This window comes from Actinacidiphila yeochonensis CN732, from assembly GCF_000745345.1.
GTDB classification, from domain to species: Bacteria; Actinomycetota; Actinomycetes; order Streptomycetales; family Streptomycetaceae; genus Actinacidiphila; species Actinacidiphila yeochonensis.
The window spans coordinates 1-18,772 of the sequence record NZ_JQNR01000004.1 but is presented as its reverse complement, the minus strand read 5'-3'; the positions used below and the strand labels follow the sequence as shown (position 1 = coordinate 18,772).

Sequence of the window (18,772 nt, the reverse complement as noted above, 5' to 3'; positions counted from 1 at the left end):
GCGTCCCCGCCTGCCTGCCGGCCTCCCCGCGGCGGGCGCGCGAGCGAGCCCTCCGCCACTCCCCCGGCCGGCTGACCGTACGCACAGGGGTACCCGCGAAGGGGCGCGACACGCCGTAGTGATTCGCGAGGTCCGGCAACCGGCCGGGAGGGCGGAGCGTGCCCGCCCGAGCCGCTATCGGGCGGCCCCGCGCCACCCCGCCACCGGCAGCGCGAACTTCGCGACCAGCCGGTCCGTGAAGGAGGCGTGGTGCAGCCGCGCCAGCCGTACCGGCACCGCCCCGCGCCGCACCTCCACCCGGGCGCCCGGCGCCAGCTCGACCATCCGGCGGCCGTCGCACCACAGCACCCCGTGCTGCGACTGCGGGTGCACCTCGACGGCGAGCACCGACCGGGGCGAGGTCACCAGGGGCTTGGCGAAGAGGGCGTGGGCGCTGATCGGCACCATCAGCAGCGCCTCGACCTCGGGCCAGACCACCGGGCCGCCGGCGGAGAAGGCGTACGCGGTCGACCCGGTCGGGGTCGCGCACACCACCCCGTCGCCGCCGAACCCGGACACCGGCCGCCCGTCGACCTCGGTGACGACCTCCAGCACCCGCTCCCGTGACGCCTTCTCCACCGACGCCTCGTTCAGCGCCCAGTCGGTGTGCACGATGTGGCCCTCGTTGCGCACCAGCACGTCGAGGGTCATCCGCTCCTCGACCTCGTACTCCTTGGTGACGACCCGGTCCACGACCTTGTCCAGGTCGTCCCGCTCGGCCTCGGCGAGGAAGCCGACCCGCCCGAGGTTGACGCCGAGCATGGGCACCCCGGAGGCGCGGGCGAACTCCGCGCCCCGCAGCAGCGTCCCGTCGCCGCCCAGGACGATGATCAGCTCGCAGCCCTGCACGGACCCGGGGCCGATCTCAGCGACCAGCTCGACCGCCGGCGGCAGCGCCAGGTCCGCGGCCTCGTCCTCCAGCAGCCGCACACCGATGCCGCACCGCATCAGACCGTTGACCACCCGCTCCGCGCTGCGGACGGCGGACTCCCGTCCGGTGTGGGTGAGCAGGAAGACGGTGCGCGCGGCACCCGACTCCTCCTGCGCCTGGCTCTGCACCGGCACCACGTTCACCTCGGCCCCTCCGCCACGGCACGGTCGGCCTCCGCCGGGTCGAGCGCGGGGGCGCCGGACCGCATCCAGAGGAAGTACTCCACGTTCCCGGACGGCCCGGGCAGCGGACTCGCCGTCACCCCGAGGACGCCCAGGCCCAGCTCGGCGGCCTGACCGGCCACCTTCTTGACGCTCTCCGCGCGCAGCTGGGTGCTGCGCACCACGCCGCCACTGCCCAGTCGCTCCCGGCCCACCTCGAACTGCGGCTTGACCATCAGCACCAGGTCGGCGTCGGGCTCCGCGCACCCCACCAGGGCGGGCAGCACCAGCCCGAGCGGGATGAACGACAGGTCGCCCACCACGACGTCGACCCGCCGCCCGCCGATCGCCTCCGGGGTGAGCTCCCGAACGTTGGTGCGGTCCTTGACGACGACCCGCGGGTCGCTCTGCAGGGACCAGGCGAGCTGACCGTAGCCGACGTCGACGGCCACCACCTCGGCGACGCCGGCGCGCAGCAGCACGTCGGTGAAGCCGCCGGTGGACGCGCCGGCGTCCAGCGCCCGACGGCCCGCCACGGCCAGGCCGCGCGGTACGAAGGCCTCCAGCGCGCCGGCGAGCTTGTGCCCGCCGCGCGATACGTACTCGGGTGCGTCCAGGTCCTCGGCGACGACCAGCGCGGCGCTGGTCTCCACCTGGGTGGCCGGCTTGGTCGCGGTGGCGCCGCCCACGGTCACCCGCCCGGCGGCGATCAACTGGCTCGCGTGCTCCCGGGAGCGCGCAAGACTCCGGCGCACCAGCTCGGCGTCGAGTCGGCGTCGTGCCACGTGTGGTTCAGCCCCTGTTCTCGTCAAGTGCCGCGAGTGCCTGCCGCAGCCCCGCGTGCACGTCCTCGTAGACCTCGATGTGCGCGGCGGTCGGCAGTTCGTCGGCATCCCCCAGCCGCTCAACGGCCGCGTCGACGTCAGCATTCCCCGTCGGCTCGACCGTCACCCCAAGGGGTTCGGGGCGCTGCTCGGGCACCGCCCCGGCTTCCTCCGCCCCGGCTCCGGAGACAGGCTCCGGCACCGAGGCCGGATCGGGCGCCGGCGCCGGGGTCACCCCGGGCAGGTCGTAGGTCTCACTCATCGCTCTCGCTCAGTCTCGTTCGTCCACGGGCGGGCTCCGCCGGCGGCCCGCCCGGCGCCGTCACCGGAGTCACGCGCCGGTGTCGCACGGCGGTGTCAGGCGTCGTCGTCCGGGCGGTCGGCGGGCCGGTCGGCGGCGGCCCCGCCCGGAGCGGTTCTCCCGGCGCCGCCGGCCGCACGGGAGGTACCCGTGGAAGCGGCCGCCCTCTTCGCCGTCTTCTTCACCGCCCCCGCGGGCTTCTTGGCCGCCGCGCTCTTCGCGGGCGCCCTCCCGGCGGTCGGGCCGGCGGAGGTACCCGAGGCCGAGGCCGTCGCGGCCTTCTTCGCGGCGCCCGTCGTCCTCGCGGCGGTGCTCTTCTTCGCCGCTGCGGCCTTCTTCACGGCGGCGGCGTCCGGACCCGCGGCCTCCGTCGGGGCTTCGGCACCCGCCTGAGCCGCCGTCCCGGCCGCGCTCGCCGTCCTCTTGGCCGTCGTCGTCTTGGCGGTGGTCTTCTTGGCCGCCGTCGTCTTCTTCGCCGCGGTCTTCTTCTGCGCGGTCTTCTTGGCGGCTGACCCGGTGTCCGCCGCTCCGGAGGGCCGTGCGGGGGCGGTCTTCTTCGCCGGAGCCTTCTTCGCCGCCGCCGTCTCCTTCGCCGCCGTCTTCTTCGCCGCCGTCTTCTTCGCGGCGGTCTTCTTCGCGGCGGTCTTCTTCGCCGTGCCCGTCCCGTGCGGCACGTCCGGCGCGCCCTCGGCCGACACGCGGCGCGGGTTGGCCACCGAGGAGGCTCCGGTGGGCGGCTCGTCCTCAAGGGGGACGTGCTGCACGGGCGGCGCCGGCCGCCGCGCCGGGCGCGGAGGCGGCGTCGCGGCACCCGGTCGGGCGCGGCCGGGCCGGTGAGGGGCCGCCGCGGGCCGGTGGGGCGGCCGGGGCGCACCGCCCCGTCCCGCCGGGCCGGACTCGCCGGCGTGCGGCCGGGCCGTCCCCGTCCCCTTCCCGATGTCCTCGGCGTCCTCGGCGTCCTTGGTGCCCTCGGTGCCCTCGGTGCCCTCCAGGTTCCTGATGCGCCGCTCCAGCGTCTCCAGGACCACGCCCACCTTGGTGATGTCGTCGGCGAGCCGGGAGACCCGGTCCATCGCCTTGTCGACTTCCTCCTTGGCGATACCGAGCAGCAGGTCGCGGTTGGCCCGTCCCGCGGCCAGCAGTTCGTCGGCCAGCGTCTGCACCTCGGCCGGGACGACCGCCTCGATCCGCTCCCGGACGTCCCGCTTCAGGGCCTCCGGGTCGACACCGGCCTGGTCGCACAGCTCCTTGGCCGCCTCGGTGGCACGGCGCCGGGTGGCCTCGGTCAGGCCGCCCGCGATCTGCAGACAGGTCCGCAACGCGTCCCTCATCGCTCTCACTCCTCGCCTCGCCGTCGACGCTCGCAACGCACGCTGACGCATGCGCTCACGACGCTACCGCCTCATGAGGTCGCGCCCCGCTGACGGGCCCCTGCGGTACCGTCATCCGGACGTACCGCCCGACCGGGACGAGGACCGGGAGAGATCCAGCCGATGGCCACGCTTGAGGAGTGCCGCGCCGCGCTCGACGTCCTGTCGGCGAACCTGGCCACGGCGCAGGAGGGGGTCCGGCAGGCCGTCCAGTTGGACCGCTCGCTCAGCTGCCGCATCACCGACCTGGACACCACCTTCACCGGCCGGCTGGCCCGGGGCGGCATCCACGACGTGGCGGCGGTGCCCGGCGTCCCCGCCGACCGGGCGCAGATCCGGCTGGAGATGACCGGCGACGACCTGGTGGACCTGGTCGCCGGCCGGCTGGACTTCGCGAAGGCGTGGGGCTCGGGCCGGGTCAGGGTGCAGGCGGGCCTTCGGGACGTGCTGCGGCTGCGCTCGCTGCTGTAGCCGGGACTGCCGCAGCCGGAGCTGCCGCAGCCGGAGTGCCGTCCGGGGTGGCGGTGCCCGCCCCGGGGCGGCGGCGGGCGGCGGGCACCACCAGCGGCGTACCGGTCTCCGGGTCCTCGACGACACGGCAGCGCACCCGGAAGACCTCCTCGACCAGCTCGGCCGTGATGACGTCAGCAGGCCGGCCCTCGGCGGCGACCCGGCCGTCGCGCATGGCGATGATGTGGCTGGCGTACCGCGCGGCCTGGTTGAGGTCGTGCAGCACCGCCACCAGGGTGCGCCCGTGCTGCTCGTGCAGGTCCGCGCACAGGTCGAGTACGTCGATCTGGTGCTGGATGTCCAGGTAGGTGGTGGGCTCGTCGAGGAGGAGCAGCGGGGTCTGCTGGGCCAGCGCCATGGCTATCCACACCCGCTGCCGCTGGCCGCCGGAGAGTTCGTCGACATGTCGGTCCGCCAGTTCGGCCACTCCGGTGGCCGCCATCGACTCCTGGACGATCCGCTCGTCGTCGGGCGACCACTGGCGCAGCAGCCCCTGGTGGGGGTAGCGGCCACGGGCCACCAGCCCGGAGACGGTGATGCCGTCCGGCGCCACGGAGCTCTGCGGGAGCAGGCCGAGCGTCCTGGCCACGTTCTTGGCCGGCTGCGAGCCGATGGCGCGGCCGTCGAGCAGGACCCGGCCCTCGGCAGGCCTCAGCAGCCGGGCGAGGGCGCGCAGCAGTGTCGACTTGCCGCACGCGTTGGGTCCGACGATGACGGTGAAGGAACGGTCGGGGATGGCCACCGACAGGTTCTCGGCCACCACCCGCTGGTCGTAGGCGAGGGTGACCTGCTCGGCGAGCAGCCGGCTCCCGGTGCTCGGCACCGGCTGTGCGCCCACCCGCTGTGTCGACCTGTCGCTCTGGCGGATCATGCGGACGTTCCCTCTCCTCGACCGACCTGCTGGCGCCGTCCGGCCCAGCCTCCCTGGTTGCCCCGGCTGCCCCGGTTGCCCTGACTCCCCCGGCTTCGCGCGCTCATACCCGTCCCGCCCGCCGCTCGCTGACCAGCAGCCACAGCAGGTAGCCGCCGCCCAGGACCGCCGTGGGCACCCCGACGGGCACCTGGCCGGAGCCGAAGGCGCGCTGGGCGGCCCAGTCCGCGGCCACCAGCAGCACCGCGCCCATGAGCGCGGAGGGCAGCAGCGAGACGCCGGGTGAGCGGGTCAGCCGCCGGGCGAGCTGGGGCGCGGTGAGCGCGATGAAGGCGATGGGGCCGGCGGCGGCCGTCGCCGAGGCGGTGAGCAGCACCGACGCCAGGACGACGACCAGCCGGGTCCGTTCGGTCCGTACGCCGAGCGCGCGGGCGGTGTCATCGCCCATCTCGGTGATCCGCAGCGCCCGGCCCTGCGTCAGCAGCAGCGGCATGAGCACCGCACAGGCGACGACCAGCGGCCACACCTGGGACCACTCGCGGCCGTCGAGCGAGCCGGCGATCCACACCTCGGCCCGGGCGGCGTCCACGAAGTCGGCCTTGACCAGGAGGTAGCTGTTGACGGCGGTGAGCACCGCCGAGCCGCCGATGCCGATCAGCACCAGCCGGTAGCCGTTCACCCCGCGCTTCCAGGCCAGCAGGTACACGGCCAGACCGGTGATCAGGCCGCCGGCCACCGCGCCGAGCGCGACCTCGTAGGAGCTGCCCTTGAGCAGCACGATCACGATGAGCGCGCCGACCGCGGAGCCCTGTCCGAAGCCGACGACGTCGGGGCTGCCCAGCGGGTTGCGGGTGACGGTCTGGAACGCGGCGCCCGACATGCCGAGGCTGGCGCCGACGAGGAGGGCGACGATCACCCGCGGCAGCCGCAGCTGCCGGACGATGAAGTCCTGCCCGGGGTCGCCGCGTCCGACCAGCGAACGCAGCACGTCCACCGGGGCGATGTGGTAGTCGCCGGTGCCGATCAGGACGACGGAGACGGCCAGCGCCACGACCAGCAGCAGGACTCCGACGAGCAGCGCGCGCCGCTCCACGGCCAGCGCCCAGCCGCCCGCCCGCAGCACCGCCGGACGGCGCCGGGCCGGGGCCGCGACGACCGTGCCGGCCGTGCCCGGTACGCGCGTGCCGCGCGTGCTCTCCGGCCGGCTCACAGCTCGGCCATCCGGCGCCGGCGGACCATGGCGATGAAGACGGGCCCACCGATGACGGCGGTGACGATGCCGGCCTGCAGCTCGGCGGGCCGGGTGACGACCCGGCCGACGACGTCCGCGCCGAGCAGCAGCACCGGCGACAGCACGGCCGCGTACGGGAGGGTCCAGCGCATGTCGGGGCCGGTGATCCCGCGCACCATGTGCGGCACCATCAGGCCGACGAAGACGATCGGCCCGCAGGCGGCGGTGGCGCCGCCGCACAGCAGGGTGATGGCGGCCATCGTCAGCACCCGGGTGCGGGTGAGCTTCGCGCCCAGGCCCCGGGCGGTGTCGTCGCCCAGCGCGATGGCGTTGAGCGGGCGGGCCGTGACCAGGGCGAGGACGGCGCCGGCGGCGATGAAGGGCGCCACCGCCCGGACCGTGCCCATGCTGGCCGAGGCGAGCGAGCCGACCTGCCAGAACCGCATCCGGTCCAGGGCGGCCTTGTCGGTCAGCTGGACGGCGTTGGTGAAGCCCTGGAGCAGCGCGGTCATCGCGGTGCCGGCCAGCGCCAGCCGGACGGGGGTGGCGGAGCGGCTGCCGCCGACGAGGTAGACCAGGGTGCCGGTGACGGCCGCGCCGGCGAGCGCGAACCAGACGTATCCGGTGGTGGAGCCGACCCCGAAGAAGCTGATGGCGCTGACCACGGCCGCGGCGGCGCCGGCGTTGACGCCGAGCAGGCCCGGGTCGGCCAGCGGGTTGCGGGTCAGCGCCTGCATCGCGGCGCCGGCCATGCCGAGGGCCGCGCCCACCAGGAGGCCGAGGACGGTACGCGGCACCCGCAGCTGGCGCACCACCACGTCGTCGTCGGTACCTGTCGGGTGGAACAGGCCGTGCCAGACCTGGTCGACGGGGATGTTCCGGGCGCCGATCGCGATGCTGGCCACGGCCACCACCGCCAGCAGTCCGAGGGCCAGCAGCAGGCCCGCGGCGCGGCGGGCGCCGGCGGGCGGGGAAGCGCCACCGCGGGGCGGGGAGGCCGGCGGGGCGCCGGCGCTGGGGGAGTCATGGTCGACCAACACGGAACTTAGGTTAGCCTACCCTTCACAAGGTCACCTCGACGAGATCGGTTGCCCGTCATGCCCACGCCCCGCTTTACCCGTACGCCCGGAATGTCCCGCCGCGGCCTCCTCGCCGCAGGCGGCACCGTGGGCCTCGGCGCCCTCCTGGCCGCGTGCGGCGGCTCGTCCGACTCCGGTTCGGGCTCGGCGAAAGCGAAAGCGAAGGCGACGGCGTCCGGTAAGGCGTCCGGACCGTTCCGTTTCACCGACGACCGCAAGAAGACCGTCACCCTTGACGCTATCCCGACCCGCGTCGTCGCCTACGTCGGGGTCGCGGCGGCCCTGCACGACTACGGCGTCGAGTGCACCGGCGTCTTCGGCCCCACCACCCTCAAGAACGGCACCGCCGACCCGCAGGCCGGCGGCATCGACGTCAGCAAGGTGACGGTGCTGGGCAACACCTGGGGCGAGTTCAACGTCGAGAAGTACGCCTCCCTCTCCCCCCAGCTGCTGATCAGCCACATCTACGAGCAGCCCACCCTGTGGTACGTGCCCGACCAGAGCTCCAAGCAGATCCTCGCGCTGGCGCCCAGCATCGGCGTCGACGTGGCAGGCGGCCCGCTGACCACCCCGCTCACCCGCTACGCCGAACTCGCCACCGCCCTGGGCGCGGACATGTCCTCCGCCGCCAACGCCGCCCAGAAGAAGCGGTTCGACGACGCGTCGGCGGCGCTGCGCTCGGCGACCAGGGCACACGGCGACATCACCGTGATGGCCTGCTCCGGCAGCGCCGACTCCTTCTACGTCTCCACCCCGTCCTCGGCGGCGGACCTGACGTACTACAAGAGCCTCGGCGTGCGGTTCATCATCCCCAACAAGGTCGAGGGCGGCTTCTTCGAGACCCTGAGCTGGGAGAACGCCGACAAGTACAAGGCCGACGTGCTGATGCTCGACAACCGCACCGCCACGCTCCAGCCCAAGGACCTGACCGGCAAGCCGACCTGGAACCAGCTGCCCGCGGTGAAGGCCGGCCAGGTGCTCGGCTGGCCGAGCGAGCCGATCTTCTCGTACGCCAGGTGCGCCGAGAACATCGAGGCCCTCACCAAGGCCATCACCAGTGCGAAGAAGGTGAGCTGACACCGTGCCGACCCGAGCGACCGAGCGGCGGTCCGCCCCGGCGGACACCGAGCCGCCTGAGGCGTCCGAACCGCCCGCCTCGCCGTACGCCTTCTTCCACCCGCGGGTCGTGCGGGTGCGGCGGCTGTCGCCGAGCCTGGTCCGCGTCGTCCTCCACTGCCCGGAGCTGTCCGGCCTGGTCAGCGGCGGCGGCGACCAGCGCTTCAAGCTCTTCCTGCCGCGCCCCGGCCAGACGGTGCCGGTCCTGCCCGAGACGACGGACGACCAGTGGTACGCGCGCTGGCGCGCCATGGACCCGCGGGTGCGGGGCGTCATGCGCACCTACACCGTCAGCGGCGCCCGTCCCGACGAGGCGGAGCTCGACGTCGACTTCGCCCTCCACGGCGACCTCGGCCCGGCCTCCCGCTGGGCCCAGGCGGCCCGGCCCGGCGACCGCGTCTCCGTGCTGGCCCCGGTGGCGACCGACAACGGCGGCGTGGACTTCCGGCCGCCCGCCGGCACCGACTGGATGCTGCTCACCGGTGACGAGACGGCCCTTCCGGCGCTCGCCTCCATCCTCGCCGGACTGCCGGCCGGCACCCGCGTCAAGGCGCTGATCGAGGTCGCCCACCCGGAGGACCGGCTGCCGCTGCCGACCACCGCCGACGCCGAGGTCACCTGGCTGGTGCGCGACCCGGCCGCCCCCGACCGCACCGCCGGCGTCCTCGCCGCCCTGGCCGCCACCCCGTTCCCGGCCGGCACCCCCTACGCCTGGCTGGCCGGCGAGGCCGCGTGCGTCCGGGCCCAGCGCCGTCACCTCACCGGCGAGCGCGGGATGCCACGCGGTGCCATCACGTTCAGCGGGTACTGGCGGCTCGGCCGCACCGAGGACCAGCTGCTGGACGAGGCGGCGGCAGCCGCGGCCGGGAGCTGAGGCCGCGCCGCGCCGCGCTCGTACCTCTCCCGGCACGGTGTGCCCCGCTCGCCGCCCTGGCACGGGCCCTCGCGGCACTGACCGCCGAGGCGGCGGGCGGGGGCATCCGCACCCCCGCCCGCCGCCTCGGCGGTACCGGGACGGCTCCCGACCTGTAGCGGCGGGCCACCCCTCGTCCAGCCGCGGCTGACGGGCCTGCGGCTACAGGCCCACCGTGCGCAGCGCCTCGGCAGCGTCCAGGTCGCAGGCCCCGCCGCCCGCGTGGGTCCAGGCCGCCGCGCACAGCGCCCGCAGCCCGTCCAGGGCGTCCCCCGCACCCTCCGCGGTGAGCGCTGCGCCCGCCACCCGCGCCGTCCAGCCGCCGCAGCGGAAGCCCCCGTCCACCGCGTCGACCTCCGGGTGGGCCACCAGCAGGTCGCGCAGGTCCCGCCCCACGAAGGCGGGCCGGTGGTGCGGCTCGGCGGCCAGCAGCCCGGCCGGGGTGGTCACGCCGGTGAGCACCAGCAGCGCGTCCACGCCACCGGCGTAGGCCCCCTCGATGTCGGTGTCCAGGCGGTCCCCCACCACCAGGGGGCGCTCGGCCCCGGTCCGCAGCACCGTCTCGCGGTGCATCGGCGGCTGCGGCTTGCCCGCCACGGTGGGAGTGCCGTGGGTGGCGAACCGGACCGCCTCCACCGCCGCACCGTTGCCCGGCGCGATGCCCCGGGCACCCGGGATCGTCAGATCGGTGTTGGAGGCGAACCACGGCACCCCCCGGTTGACCGCGTACGCCATCTCCGCCAGCTGCGACCAGCGCAGGTCCGGGCCGTAACCCTGGACCGCGGCGGCCGGGTCGTCGTCGGCGGAGTCCACGGGCACCAGACCGCGCTCCCGCAGCGCCTCCACCAGCCCCTGCCCGCCCACTGCGAGCACCTTCGAGCCGGCCGGCACCGCCTCGGCGATCAGCCGGGCCACAGCCTGCGCCGAGGTGACCACGTCCGCCGCCTCGGCCGGCACCCCCAACCGGGTCAGGTGCTCGGCCACCGTCTGCGGGGTGCGGGCGGCGTTGTTGGTGACGTACGCCAGGTGCATCCCGCGCTCCCGCGCGTGCTCCAGCGACTCCACCGCGTGGCCGACCGCCTCACCGCCGACGTACACCACCCCGTCGAGGTCGAGCATGGCGGTGTCGTAGGCGTCGGCCAGCGGCTTGGCGCTGCCGCTGGGGGTGGTGCGGTCCGTCATGGGTTCGCTCTCCTGCTGTCGGGGCGGTGGTGCCTGAGGTCGGGGCTGTGCGCGCGGAGCACGACGGCCCGACTCCACCGCCTACTCGTACGAAGGTACGACGAAGGTACGAAGGGGACACAGCCGCCTCCCCCACGTGCCCGGCGCGGGCGCGCACGGACGCGGTCCCGCGATCCGATGCCCTTCGAGCCCCTTCGAGCCCCCTTCGATGCCCTTTGACTCCCTTCGATGATCCCCCTTACCCGCCCGGAGGGCTTTAGCATGCGCTGGTGACCGACTCCGAGCAGGACCGCTCGCGGCATCCCTACCTGGCGCCGTTCCGCGGGCTGCGCTACGTACGGGAACGGGTCGGCGGGCTCGCCGCGGTCACCTCGCCCCCGTACGACGTCGTGGTCCGCCCCGACGGCCGGCGCCTCCTGGAGACCGCCGACCCGCACAACGTCGTCCGGCTCATCCTCCCGGAGGCCGCCACCCCGGACGACCGCCACCGCGCGGCCGCCCGCACCCTGGCCGACTGGCTGGCCGACGGCGTCCTCGCCCTCGACCCGCGCCCCGCGCTCTACGTGTACGAGCAACGCGACGCGGCCCGGGTCCAGCGCGGCGTCATCGGCGCGCTGCGGCTGAGCAGCCCGCAAGAGGGCGCCGTACTCCCGCACGAGGACGTCATGCCCGGTCCGGTGGCCGACCGCGCCGCCCTGATGCGCGCCACCGTCGCCAACCTCGAACCGCTGCTCCTGGCCTACCGCGACGGCCCGGCCACCGCCCGCGTCGTCGAACACGCCGCCGCCGGCACGCCGCTGCTGGCCACCACCACCGGCGACGGCGTACGGCACCGGCTGTGGGCGGTCACCGAACCGGCCGACCTCGCCGCGGTGGACACCGAACTCGCCCGGCGGCAGGCCCTGATCGCCGACGGCCACCACCGCTGGGCCACCTACCGGCTCCTCCAGGACGAGCATCCGCCCGGCACGCCCTGGGACTTCGGCCTGGTGCTGCTGGTGGACACCGCCCGCTACCCGCTGGAGGTCCGCGCGATCCACCGGGTGCTGCCCGCCCTGCCGCCCGGCGAGGCGCTGGCCGCGGCGGGCGGGATCTTCCGGGTACGGGCGCTCGGCCGGTGCGGCCTCGCCGAGGCGCTCGACGCGCTGGCGGACGCCGCCGGCGGACGGCAGGGCGACACCCGGGACGGCCGCGACGGCCCGGGCCGCCTGGGCGCCACCGGCGCGGATGGCGCGGATGGCGCGGATGGCGCGGATGGCGCGGATGACAGCACAGCCCTGGCAGCAGGCAGGGGCAACGCGTTCGTACTGGCCGGCGCCGCGGGCTTCCACCTGCTGGACCGCCCCGACCCGGAGCGGCTGCGCGGCTGGCTCCCGGCCGACCGGCCGGAGGCGTGGCGCCGGCTGGACGCGACGGTGCTGCACGGCGTGCTGCTGGACCGGGTCTGGCGGGTGCCCGACCTGCCCGAGCACATCCGGTACATCCACGACGCCCAGGCCGCCGTCGACCTCGCCGGACAGTTCGGCGGCACCGCTGTCCTCATGCACCCGGTACGCGAGTCCGTCGTCCTCGACCTGGCCCGGCAGGGAGTGATGATGCCGCGCAAGTCGACCTCGTTCGGGCCGAAGCCGGCTACCGGGCTGGTGATGCGGACCCTCGGCCCGGCCTGACCGCGATCCGTCGGCCGGCGGCGTGCGGGGGCTCCGGCCCGCGATGCCGCCGGCCGGGAGGACGCCGCCGCGGTGACAGCCGAAAGGGCGGCACCCCGAGGTCCCGGGGTGCCGCCCTTCGTCATGCCTTGCCGGGCGCCGCGTCGTCAGCGGCTCCGGCCGCGGCGTCAGTCGCCGTTCCGCTCCTTCGGGGCGGGAGCGCGGAAGGGCGAGTCGAGGAAGGAGGACGCGTCCGGCTCCTCGTCGGTCGGGTCGAAGTCGTCGTCGGCGCCGGCGGGCGCAGGCGCGTCCGCGCCGTCGTCGCCCTCGCCGTCGGCCTCAGCCGACTCGTCGTCGTCCGACGCGGCGTCCGCGTCCTTCGGCTCGTCGTCGCCCTCGGCGTCGTCGTCCGCCTCGTCAGCGTCCGCTCCGTGCTCCAGGTCGCCGCTGCGGCCCGTGGCCTCGCCGGCCGCGGGGGCCTGGTCACGGTCGTCGCCGGAGTGGCCGACGACCGGAGCGTGCGGGGCCTCGGAGGCACCGTCGGCCGCCCCACCCTCCGTGTCCTCGTCCTCGTCCTCGCCGAAGGCGTCCACGAAGTCGACGCCGTCGAGGCGGGCGAGCCGGTCCGAGGCGTCGGTGCTGCCGTTGTGGTCGGCCTCCAGGGCCTTGGCGAACCAGTCGCGGGCCTCGTGCTCCCGGCCGACGGCCAGCAGCGCGTCGGCGTAGGCGTAGCGCAGCCGCGCCGTCCACGGGTGGACGGCGTTCGACGCCAGCTCGGAGCTCTGCAGGGTCACCACCGCGGCCTCGGCCTGGCCGAGGTCCTGGCGGGCGCCGGCCGCGACCAGGCGCATCTCCACCTGCCCGGCCTTGTCGAGCTTCTGCACCTCGGGGGCACCGGCCATCTCCAGCGCCCGCTCGGGACGGCCGAGCCCGCGCTCGCAGTCGGCCATGACCGGCCACAGGTCGACCGAGCCGGTCATCCGCCGGGTCGCGCGGAACTCCGCGAGGGCCTCCGCGTACCGCTCGGTGGAGTAGGACGCGAAGCCCGCCGCCTCCCGGACCGCCGGGACGCGGGCGGCCAGCCGCAGGGCGACGCGGGAGTACGCGTACGCCCGCTCGGCGTCCTCGTCCAGCAGGCGGGCGACCATCACCAGGTTGCGGGCGACGTCGTCGGCGAGGGTCTTGGGCAGGCTCTTCAGCTCCTGCCGCACGCTCGAGTCGAGCTCCATGCCCGTGACCTCTTCGGGGATGGGCAGCCGCCTGATCGGCTCGCGGTCGTCCCGCCGCTCGTCACGGCCACCGCTCTCGAAGCGGCCCCGCCCCTGCACGGACGGCCGACGGGCACTGCCGCCGCGCTCCCGGTCGCCGCTCTCCCGGCGCGGGCCACGGCTGTAACCCTGGGAGCGGTCGTCCCGCTGGAAGCCGCCACGGTCGTCGTCACGACGCGGGCCACGGGGACGGTCGTCACGGGGACGGTCGTCACGCGGGCGGTCGTCACGACGGAAACCGCCACCGGACGGGCGATCGTCACGGCGGAAACCACCGCGGTCGTCACGCGGACGGTCATCGCGGCGGAAACTCGAACCGCCACGGTCGTCACGCCGGTCGTCACGGGGACGGTCGTCGCGACGGAAACCGCCGGACGGACGGTCGTCACGACGGAAGCCACCGGACGGACGGTCGTCACGGCGGAAACCACCGCGGTCGTCACGCGGACGGTCATCGCGGCGGAAACTCGAACCGCCACGGTCGTCACGGGGACGGTCATCGCGCGGGCGGTCGTCACGGCGGAAGCCACCCGAGGGGCGGTCATCGCGGCGGAAACCGCCACCGGGGCGGTCGTCGTCACGACGCGGACCACGCGGACGGTCGTCACGACGGTCGTCACGGGGACGGTCGTCACGCGGGCGGTCGTCACGACGGAAACCGCCACCAGACGGGCGGTCGTCACGGCGGAAACCGCCACGGTCGTCACGCGGACGGTCATCGCGACGGAAGCCACCCGAGGGGCGGTCATCGCGACGGAAACCGCCACGGTCGTCACGCCGGTCGTCACGGGGACGGTCATCGCGCGGACGGTCGTCACGACGGAAACCGCCACCAGACGGGCGGTCATCGCGACGGAAGCCACCGCTGGGACGGTCATCGCGGCGGAAACCGCCACCGGGGCGGTCGTCGTCACGACGCGGACCACGCGGACGGTCGTCACGCCGGTCGTCACGGGGACGGTCATCGCGACGGAAACTCGAACCGCCACGGTCGTCACGGCGGAAACCGCCGCCTCCGCTGGGGCGGGCCGGCCGGTCATCGCGCGACCGGTCGTAGCGGGGGCGGTCGTCACGGCGGAAACCGGAGCCGCCACGGTCGTCGCGACGCTGGCCTGCCGGACGGTCGTCACGCCGATCCTCGCGGCGGCCCTCGCCGCGCTCGTTCCGGTCTTCGGGCGAGTGGGACATCGACATGACTCCTGTGAGATCGAACTGCTGTACTTCAAGTCTCCCGCACTGGCGGGATGAACGCTTCTGGACATGAAAAAGGACCCTTGGTCCCAGCACTCAGGCCGGGACCAAGGGTCCAGAAAGATAGTTCGGCGGCGTCCTACTCTCCCACAGGGTCCCCCCTGCAGTACCATCGGCGCTGAAAGGCTTAGCTTCCGGGTTCGGAATGTAACCGGGCGTTTCCCTCTCGCTATGACCACCGAAACACTATCGGGCCACCCCGGAAGGGGTGTCGACAGGGCTCCAAGCGAACCAGCACACTTTTCAATTAAGACAACCAGTTCACCGGTGCGACCTTTCGCAACCCGGGAACCAAACAGTGGACGCGAGCATACATGGACAATCCCTCGGCCTATTAGTACCGGTCAGCTCCACACCTCACGGTGCTTCCACATCCGGCCTATCAACCCAGTCGTCTACTGGGAGCCTTACCCCCTCAAGGGGGTGGGAGTCCTCATCTCGAAGCAGGCTTCCCGCTTAGATGCTTTCAGCGGTTATCCCTCCCGAACGTAGCCAACCAGCCATGCCCTTGGCAGAACAACTGGCACACCAGAGGTCCGTCCGTCCCGGTCCTCTCGTACTAGGGACAGCCCTTCTCAAGACTCCAACGCGCGCAGCGGATAGGGACCGAACTGTCTCACGACGTTCTAAACCCAGCTCGCGTACCGCTTTAATGGGCGAACAGCCCAACCCTTGGGACCGACTCCAGCCCCAGGATGCGACGAGCCGACATCGAGGTGCCAAACCATCCCGTCGATATGGACTCTTGGGGAAGATCAGCCTGTTATCCCCGGGGTACCTTTTATCCGTTGAGCGACGGCGCTTCCACAAGCCACCGCCGGATCACTAGTCCCTACTTTCGTACCTGCTCGACCCGTCAGTCTCACAGTCAAGCTCCCTTGTGCACTTACACTCACCACCTGATTGCCAACCAGGCTGAGGGAACCTTTGGGCGCCTCCGTTACCCTTTAGGAGGCAACCGCCCCAGTTAAACTACCCACCAGACACTGTCCCTGATCCGGATCACGGACCGAGGTTAGACATCCAGCACGACCAGAGTGGTATTTCAACAGCGACTCCACCACGGCTGGCGCCATGGTCTCACAGTCTCCCACCTATCCTACACAAGCCGAACCGAACACCAATATCAAGCTATAGTAAAGGTCCCGGGGTCTTTCCGTCCTGCTGCGCGAAACGAGCATCTTTACTCGTAGTGCAATTTCACCGGGCCTATGGTTGAGACAGTCGAGAAGTCGTTACGCCATTCGTGCAGGTCGGAACTTACCCGACAAGGAATTTCGCTACCTTAGGATGGTTATAGTTACCACCGCCGTTTACTGGCGCTTAAGTTCTCAGCTTCGCCACACCGAAATGTGACTAACCGGTCCCCTTAACGTTCCAGCACCGGGCAGGCGTCAGTCCGTATACATCGCCTTACGGCTTCGCACGGACCTGTGTTTTTAGTAAACAGTCGCTTCTCGCTGGTCTCTGCGGCCACCCCCAGCTCAGAGCGCAAGGCCCATCACCAGGAATGGCCCCCCTTCTCCCGAAGTTACGGGGGCATTTTGCCGAGTTCCTTAACCATAGTTCACCCGAACGCCTCGGTATTCTCTACCTGACCACCTGAGTCGGTTTAGGGTACGGGCCGCCATGAAACTCGCTAGAGGCTTTTCTCGACAGCATAGGATCATCCACTTCACCACAATCGGCTCGGCATCAGGTCTCACCCTGCATGGACGACGGATTTACCTACCGTCCGGGCTACACCCTTACCCCGGGACAACCACCGCCCGGGCTGGACTACCTTCCTGCGTCACCCCATCACTTACCTACTACCCCCTCGGATCAGCGGCTCCACCACTCCCCATCACTCCGAAGAGATCAAGGGCGGCTTCACGGCCTTAGCATCAGAGGATTCGATACTGGGCGCTTCATAGCGGGTACCGGAATATCAACCGGTTGTCCATCGACTACGCCTGTCGGCCTCGCCTTAGGTCCCGACTTACCCTGGGCAGATCAGCTTGACCCAGGAACCCTTAGTCAATCGGCGCAAACGTTTCCCACGTTTGAATCGCTACTCATGCCTGCATTCTCACTCGTGAACCGTCCACCACTACCTTCCAGTGCGGCTTCACCCGGCACACGACGCTCCCCTACCCATCACAGCCCCCGTTGGGGTAATGCTGCAATGACACGACTTCGGCGGTATACTTGAGCCCCGCTACATTGTCGGCGCAGAATCACTAGACCAGTGAGCTATTACGCACTCTTTCAAGGGTGGCTGCTTCTAAGCCAACCTCCTGGTTGTCTCTGCGACTCCACATCCTTTCCCACTTAGCATACGCTTAGGGGCCTTAGTCGATGCTCTGGGCTGTTTCCCTCTCGACCATGGAGCTTATCCCCCACAGTCTCACTGCCGCGCTCTCACTTACCGGCATTCGGAGTTTGGCTAAGGTCAGTAACCCGGTAGGGCCCATCGCCTATCCAGTGCTCTACCTCCGGCAAGAAACACACGACGCTGCACCTAAATGCATTTCGGGGAGAACCAGCTATCACGGAGTTTGATTGGCCTTTCACCCCTAACCACAGGTCATCCCCCAGGTTTTCAACCCTGGTGGGTTCGGTCCTCCACACGGTCTTACCCGCGCTTCAACCTGCCCATGGCTAGATCACTCCGCTTCGGGTCTTGAGCGTGCTACTGAAACGCCCTATTCGGACTCGCTTTCGCTACGGCTCCCCCACACGGGTTAACCTCGCAACACACCGCAAACTCGCAGGCTCATTCTTCAAAAGGCACGCAGTCACGACAGTGCATGCAAGCACACACTGCGACGCTCCCACGGCTTGTAGGCACACGGTTTCAGGTACTATTTCACTCCGCTCCCGCGGTACTTTTCACCATTCCCTCACGGTACTATCCGCTATCGGTCACCAGGGAATATTTAGGCTTAACGGGTGGTCCCGCCAGATTCACACAGGATTTCTCGGGCCCTGTGCTACTTGGGTGATCTCCAAGAGAGCCGTACACATTTCAGCTACGGGGGTCTTACCCTCTACGCCGGGCCTTTCGCATGCCCTTCGCCTACACATACGGTTTCTGACTCTCCGACCGGCCGGCAGACCGATCAAGGAAACTCCCACAACCCCGCTGACGCAACCCCTGCCGGGTATCACACGCCAACGGTTTGGCCTCATCCGGTTTCGCTCGCCACTACTCCCGGAATCACGGTTGTTTTCTCTTCCTGCGGGTACTGAGATGTTTCACTTCCCCGCGTTCCCCTCCACACTGCCTATGAGTTCAGCAGCGGGTGACAGCCCATGACGACTGCCGGGTTTCCCCATTCGGACACCCCCGGATCAAAGCTTGGTTGACAGCTCCCCGGGGCCTATCGTGGCCTCCCACGTCCTTCATCGGTTCCTGGTGCCAAGGCATCCACCGTGCGCCCTTAATAAATTGGCCACAGATGCTCGCGTCCACTGTTCAGTTCTCAAGCCACGACCGGTCACCCACAAACCACACCCGAAAGCATGATCCGACAGGCCCCGATAACACGAAGGAACACCAACGGCATTCCCTCAGGACCCAACAGCGTGCCCGACACCACCACCCCGACCCCACCGTTCCATACCCCCGAAGAGGTCGTACTAGATCGAGCCGGCGAACCGGCAGTGCCGAATAGTCAACGTTCCACCCATGAGCAACCAGCACCGGACACTCGCCGATGAACTGGCCCCCTGACCACCTTGCGATGGTAGGAAGTGCTCCTTAGAAAGGAGGTGATCCAGCCGCACCTTCCGGTACGGCTACCTTGTTACGACTTCGTCCCAATCGCCAGTCCCACCTTCGACGACTCCCTCCCACAAGGGGTTAGGCCGCGGCTTCGGGTGTTACCGACTTTCGTGACGTGACGGGCGGTGTGTACAAGGCCCGGGAACGTATTCACCGCAGCAATGCTGATCTGCGATTACTAGCGACTCCGACTTCATGGGGTCGAGTTGCAGACCCCAATCCGAACTGAGACCGGCTTTTTGAGATTCGCTCCACCTCACGGTATCGCAGCTCATTGTACCGGCCATTGTAGCACGTGTGCAGCCCA

General features: G+C 71.3%; 13 protein-coding genes, 3 rRNA genes and 1 pseudogene. 4 read left to right on the top strand and 13 right to left on the bottom strand.

What is annotated here, in order from left to right; genetic code table 11:
- Positions 1–174 precede the first annotated feature (174 nt).
- The 4 genes from BS72_RS07005 to BS72_RS06990 all read right to left on the bottom strand — a co-directional run bounded on the left by BS72_RS07005 (position 175) and on the right by BS72_RS06990 (position 3,587).
- Complete coding sequence (locus BS72_RS07005; protein WP_198545859.1) at positions 175–1,107, bottom strand: NAD kinase; 933 nt, start codon at positions 1,105–1,107, stop codon at positions 175–177.
- Between the two features lie 2 nt (positions 1,108–1,109).
- Positions 1,110–1,916, bottom strand: coding sequence for a TlyA family RNA methyltransferase (locus BS72_RS07000; RefSeq protein ID WP_037908010.1), 807 nt, complete (start codon positions 1,914–1,916; stop codon positions 1,110–1,112).
- Positions 1,917–1,923: 7 nt separating this feature from the next.
- A complete protein-coding gene (locus BS72_RS06995) occupies positions 1,924–2,217 on the bottom strand; it encodes a hypothetical protein (RefSeq protein ID WP_037908007.1) in 294 nt (97 codons plus the stop codon).
- 95 nt (positions 2,218–2,312) lie between these two features.
- The gene (locus tag BS72_RS06990) at positions 2,313–3,587 is read right to left on the bottom strand and encodes a hypothetical protein (RefSeq protein ID WP_051950770.1); all 1,275 of its coding nucleotides are present in this window, start codon (positions 3,585–3,587) and stop codon (positions 2,313–2,315) included.
- Positions 3,588–3,749: 162 nt separating this feature from the next.
- Between BS72_RS06990 and BS72_RS06985 the strand changes: the two genes are divergently transcribed.
- Positions 3,750–4,097, top strand: a complete 348-nt coding sequence (locus tag BS72_RS06985; RefSeq protein ID WP_037908004.1) for a sterol-binding protein — start codon at positions 3,750–3,752, stop codon at positions 4,095–4,097.
- On the opposite strand, the gene BS72_RS06980 is transcribed toward BS72_RS06985, so the two are convergent.
- From BS72_RS06980 to BS72_RS06970, 3 genes are all read right to left on the bottom strand, one after another.
- A complete protein-coding gene (locus BS72_RS06980) occupies positions 4,045–5,007 on the bottom strand; it encodes an ABC transporter ATP-binding protein (RefSeq protein WP_051950769.1) in 963 nt (320 codons plus the stop codon). The genes BS72_RS06985 and BS72_RS06980 overlap by 53 nt on opposite strands.
- A 103-nt stretch (positions 5,008–5,110) precedes the next feature.
- Positions 5,111–6,127, bottom strand: coding sequence for a FecCD family ABC transporter permease (locus BS72_RS06975; protein ID WP_407638960.1), 1,017 nt, complete (start codon positions 6,125–6,127; stop codon positions 5,111–5,113).
- Positions 6,128–6,213: 86 nt separating this feature from the next.
- Complete coding sequence (locus tag BS72_RS06970) at positions 6,214–7,179, bottom strand: FecCD family ABC transporter permease (RefSeq protein WP_232792346.1); 966 nt, start codon at positions 7,177–7,179, stop codon at positions 6,214–6,216.
- Positions 7,180–7,368: 189 nt separating this feature from the next.
- Here BS72_RS06970 and BS72_RS06965 point away from each other — a divergent pair, with 189 nt between their 5' ends.
- On the top strand, positions 7,369–8,394 hold the full coding sequence (locus BS72_RS06965; RefSeq protein WP_232792258.1) for an ABC transporter substrate-binding protein: 1,026 nt from the start codon (positions 7,369–7,371) through the stop codon (positions 8,392–8,394).
- Between the two features lie 4 nt (positions 8,395–8,398).
- The gene (locus BS72_RS06960) at positions 8,399–9,307 is read left to right on the top strand and encodes a siderophore-interacting protein (protein ID WP_051950768.1); all 909 of its coding nucleotides are present in this window, start codon (positions 8,399–8,401) and stop codon (positions 9,305–9,307) included.
- Between the two features lie 201 nt (positions 9,308–9,508).
- Here BS72_RS06960 and BS72_RS06955 read toward each other — a convergent pair whose 3' ends face one another.
- Entirely contained in the window at positions 9,509–10,528 is a 1,020-nt protein-coding gene (locus BS72_RS06955; RefSeq protein WP_037907997.1) for an HAD-IIA family hydrolase, read from the bottom strand.
- A gap of 269 nt (positions 10,529–10,797) precedes the next feature.
- On the opposite strand from BS72_RS06955, the gene BS72_RS33690 reads away from it, so the two are divergent.
- Positions 10,798–12,198, top strand: coding sequence for a DUF1015 family protein (locus BS72_RS33690; protein WP_051950767.1), 1,401 nt, complete (start codon positions 10,798–10,800; stop codon positions 12,196–12,198).
- A gap of 167 nt (positions 12,199–12,365) precedes the next feature.
- Here BS72_RS33690 and BS72_RS37845 read toward each other — a convergent pair whose 3' ends face one another.
- The 5 genes and pseudogenes from BS72_RS37845 to BS72_RS06925 all read right to left on the bottom strand — a co-directional run.
- Positions 12,366–13,388, bottom strand: a complete 1,023-nt coding sequence (locus BS72_RS37845; RefSeq protein WP_232792345.1) for a tetratricopeptide repeat protein — start codon at positions 13,386–13,388, stop codon at positions 12,366–12,368.
- Positions 13,389–13,715: 327 nt separating this feature from the next.
- Positions 13,716–14,330 (bottom strand): annotated as a pseudogene (locus BS72_RS39770) (hypothetical protein); the annotation flags it as partial.
- A gap of 432 nt (positions 14,331–14,762) precedes the next feature.
- A 5S ribosomal RNA gene (gene rrf / locus BS72_RS06935) occupies positions 14,763–14,879 on the bottom strand.
- Between the two features lie 131 nt (positions 14,880–15,010).
- Positions 15,011–18,135, bottom strand: a 23S ribosomal RNA gene (locus BS72_RS06930).
- A 310-nt stretch (positions 18,136–18,445) separates the two neighbouring features.
- Positions 18,446–18,772, bottom strand: a 16S ribosomal RNA gene (locus BS72_RS06925); the annotation flags it as partial.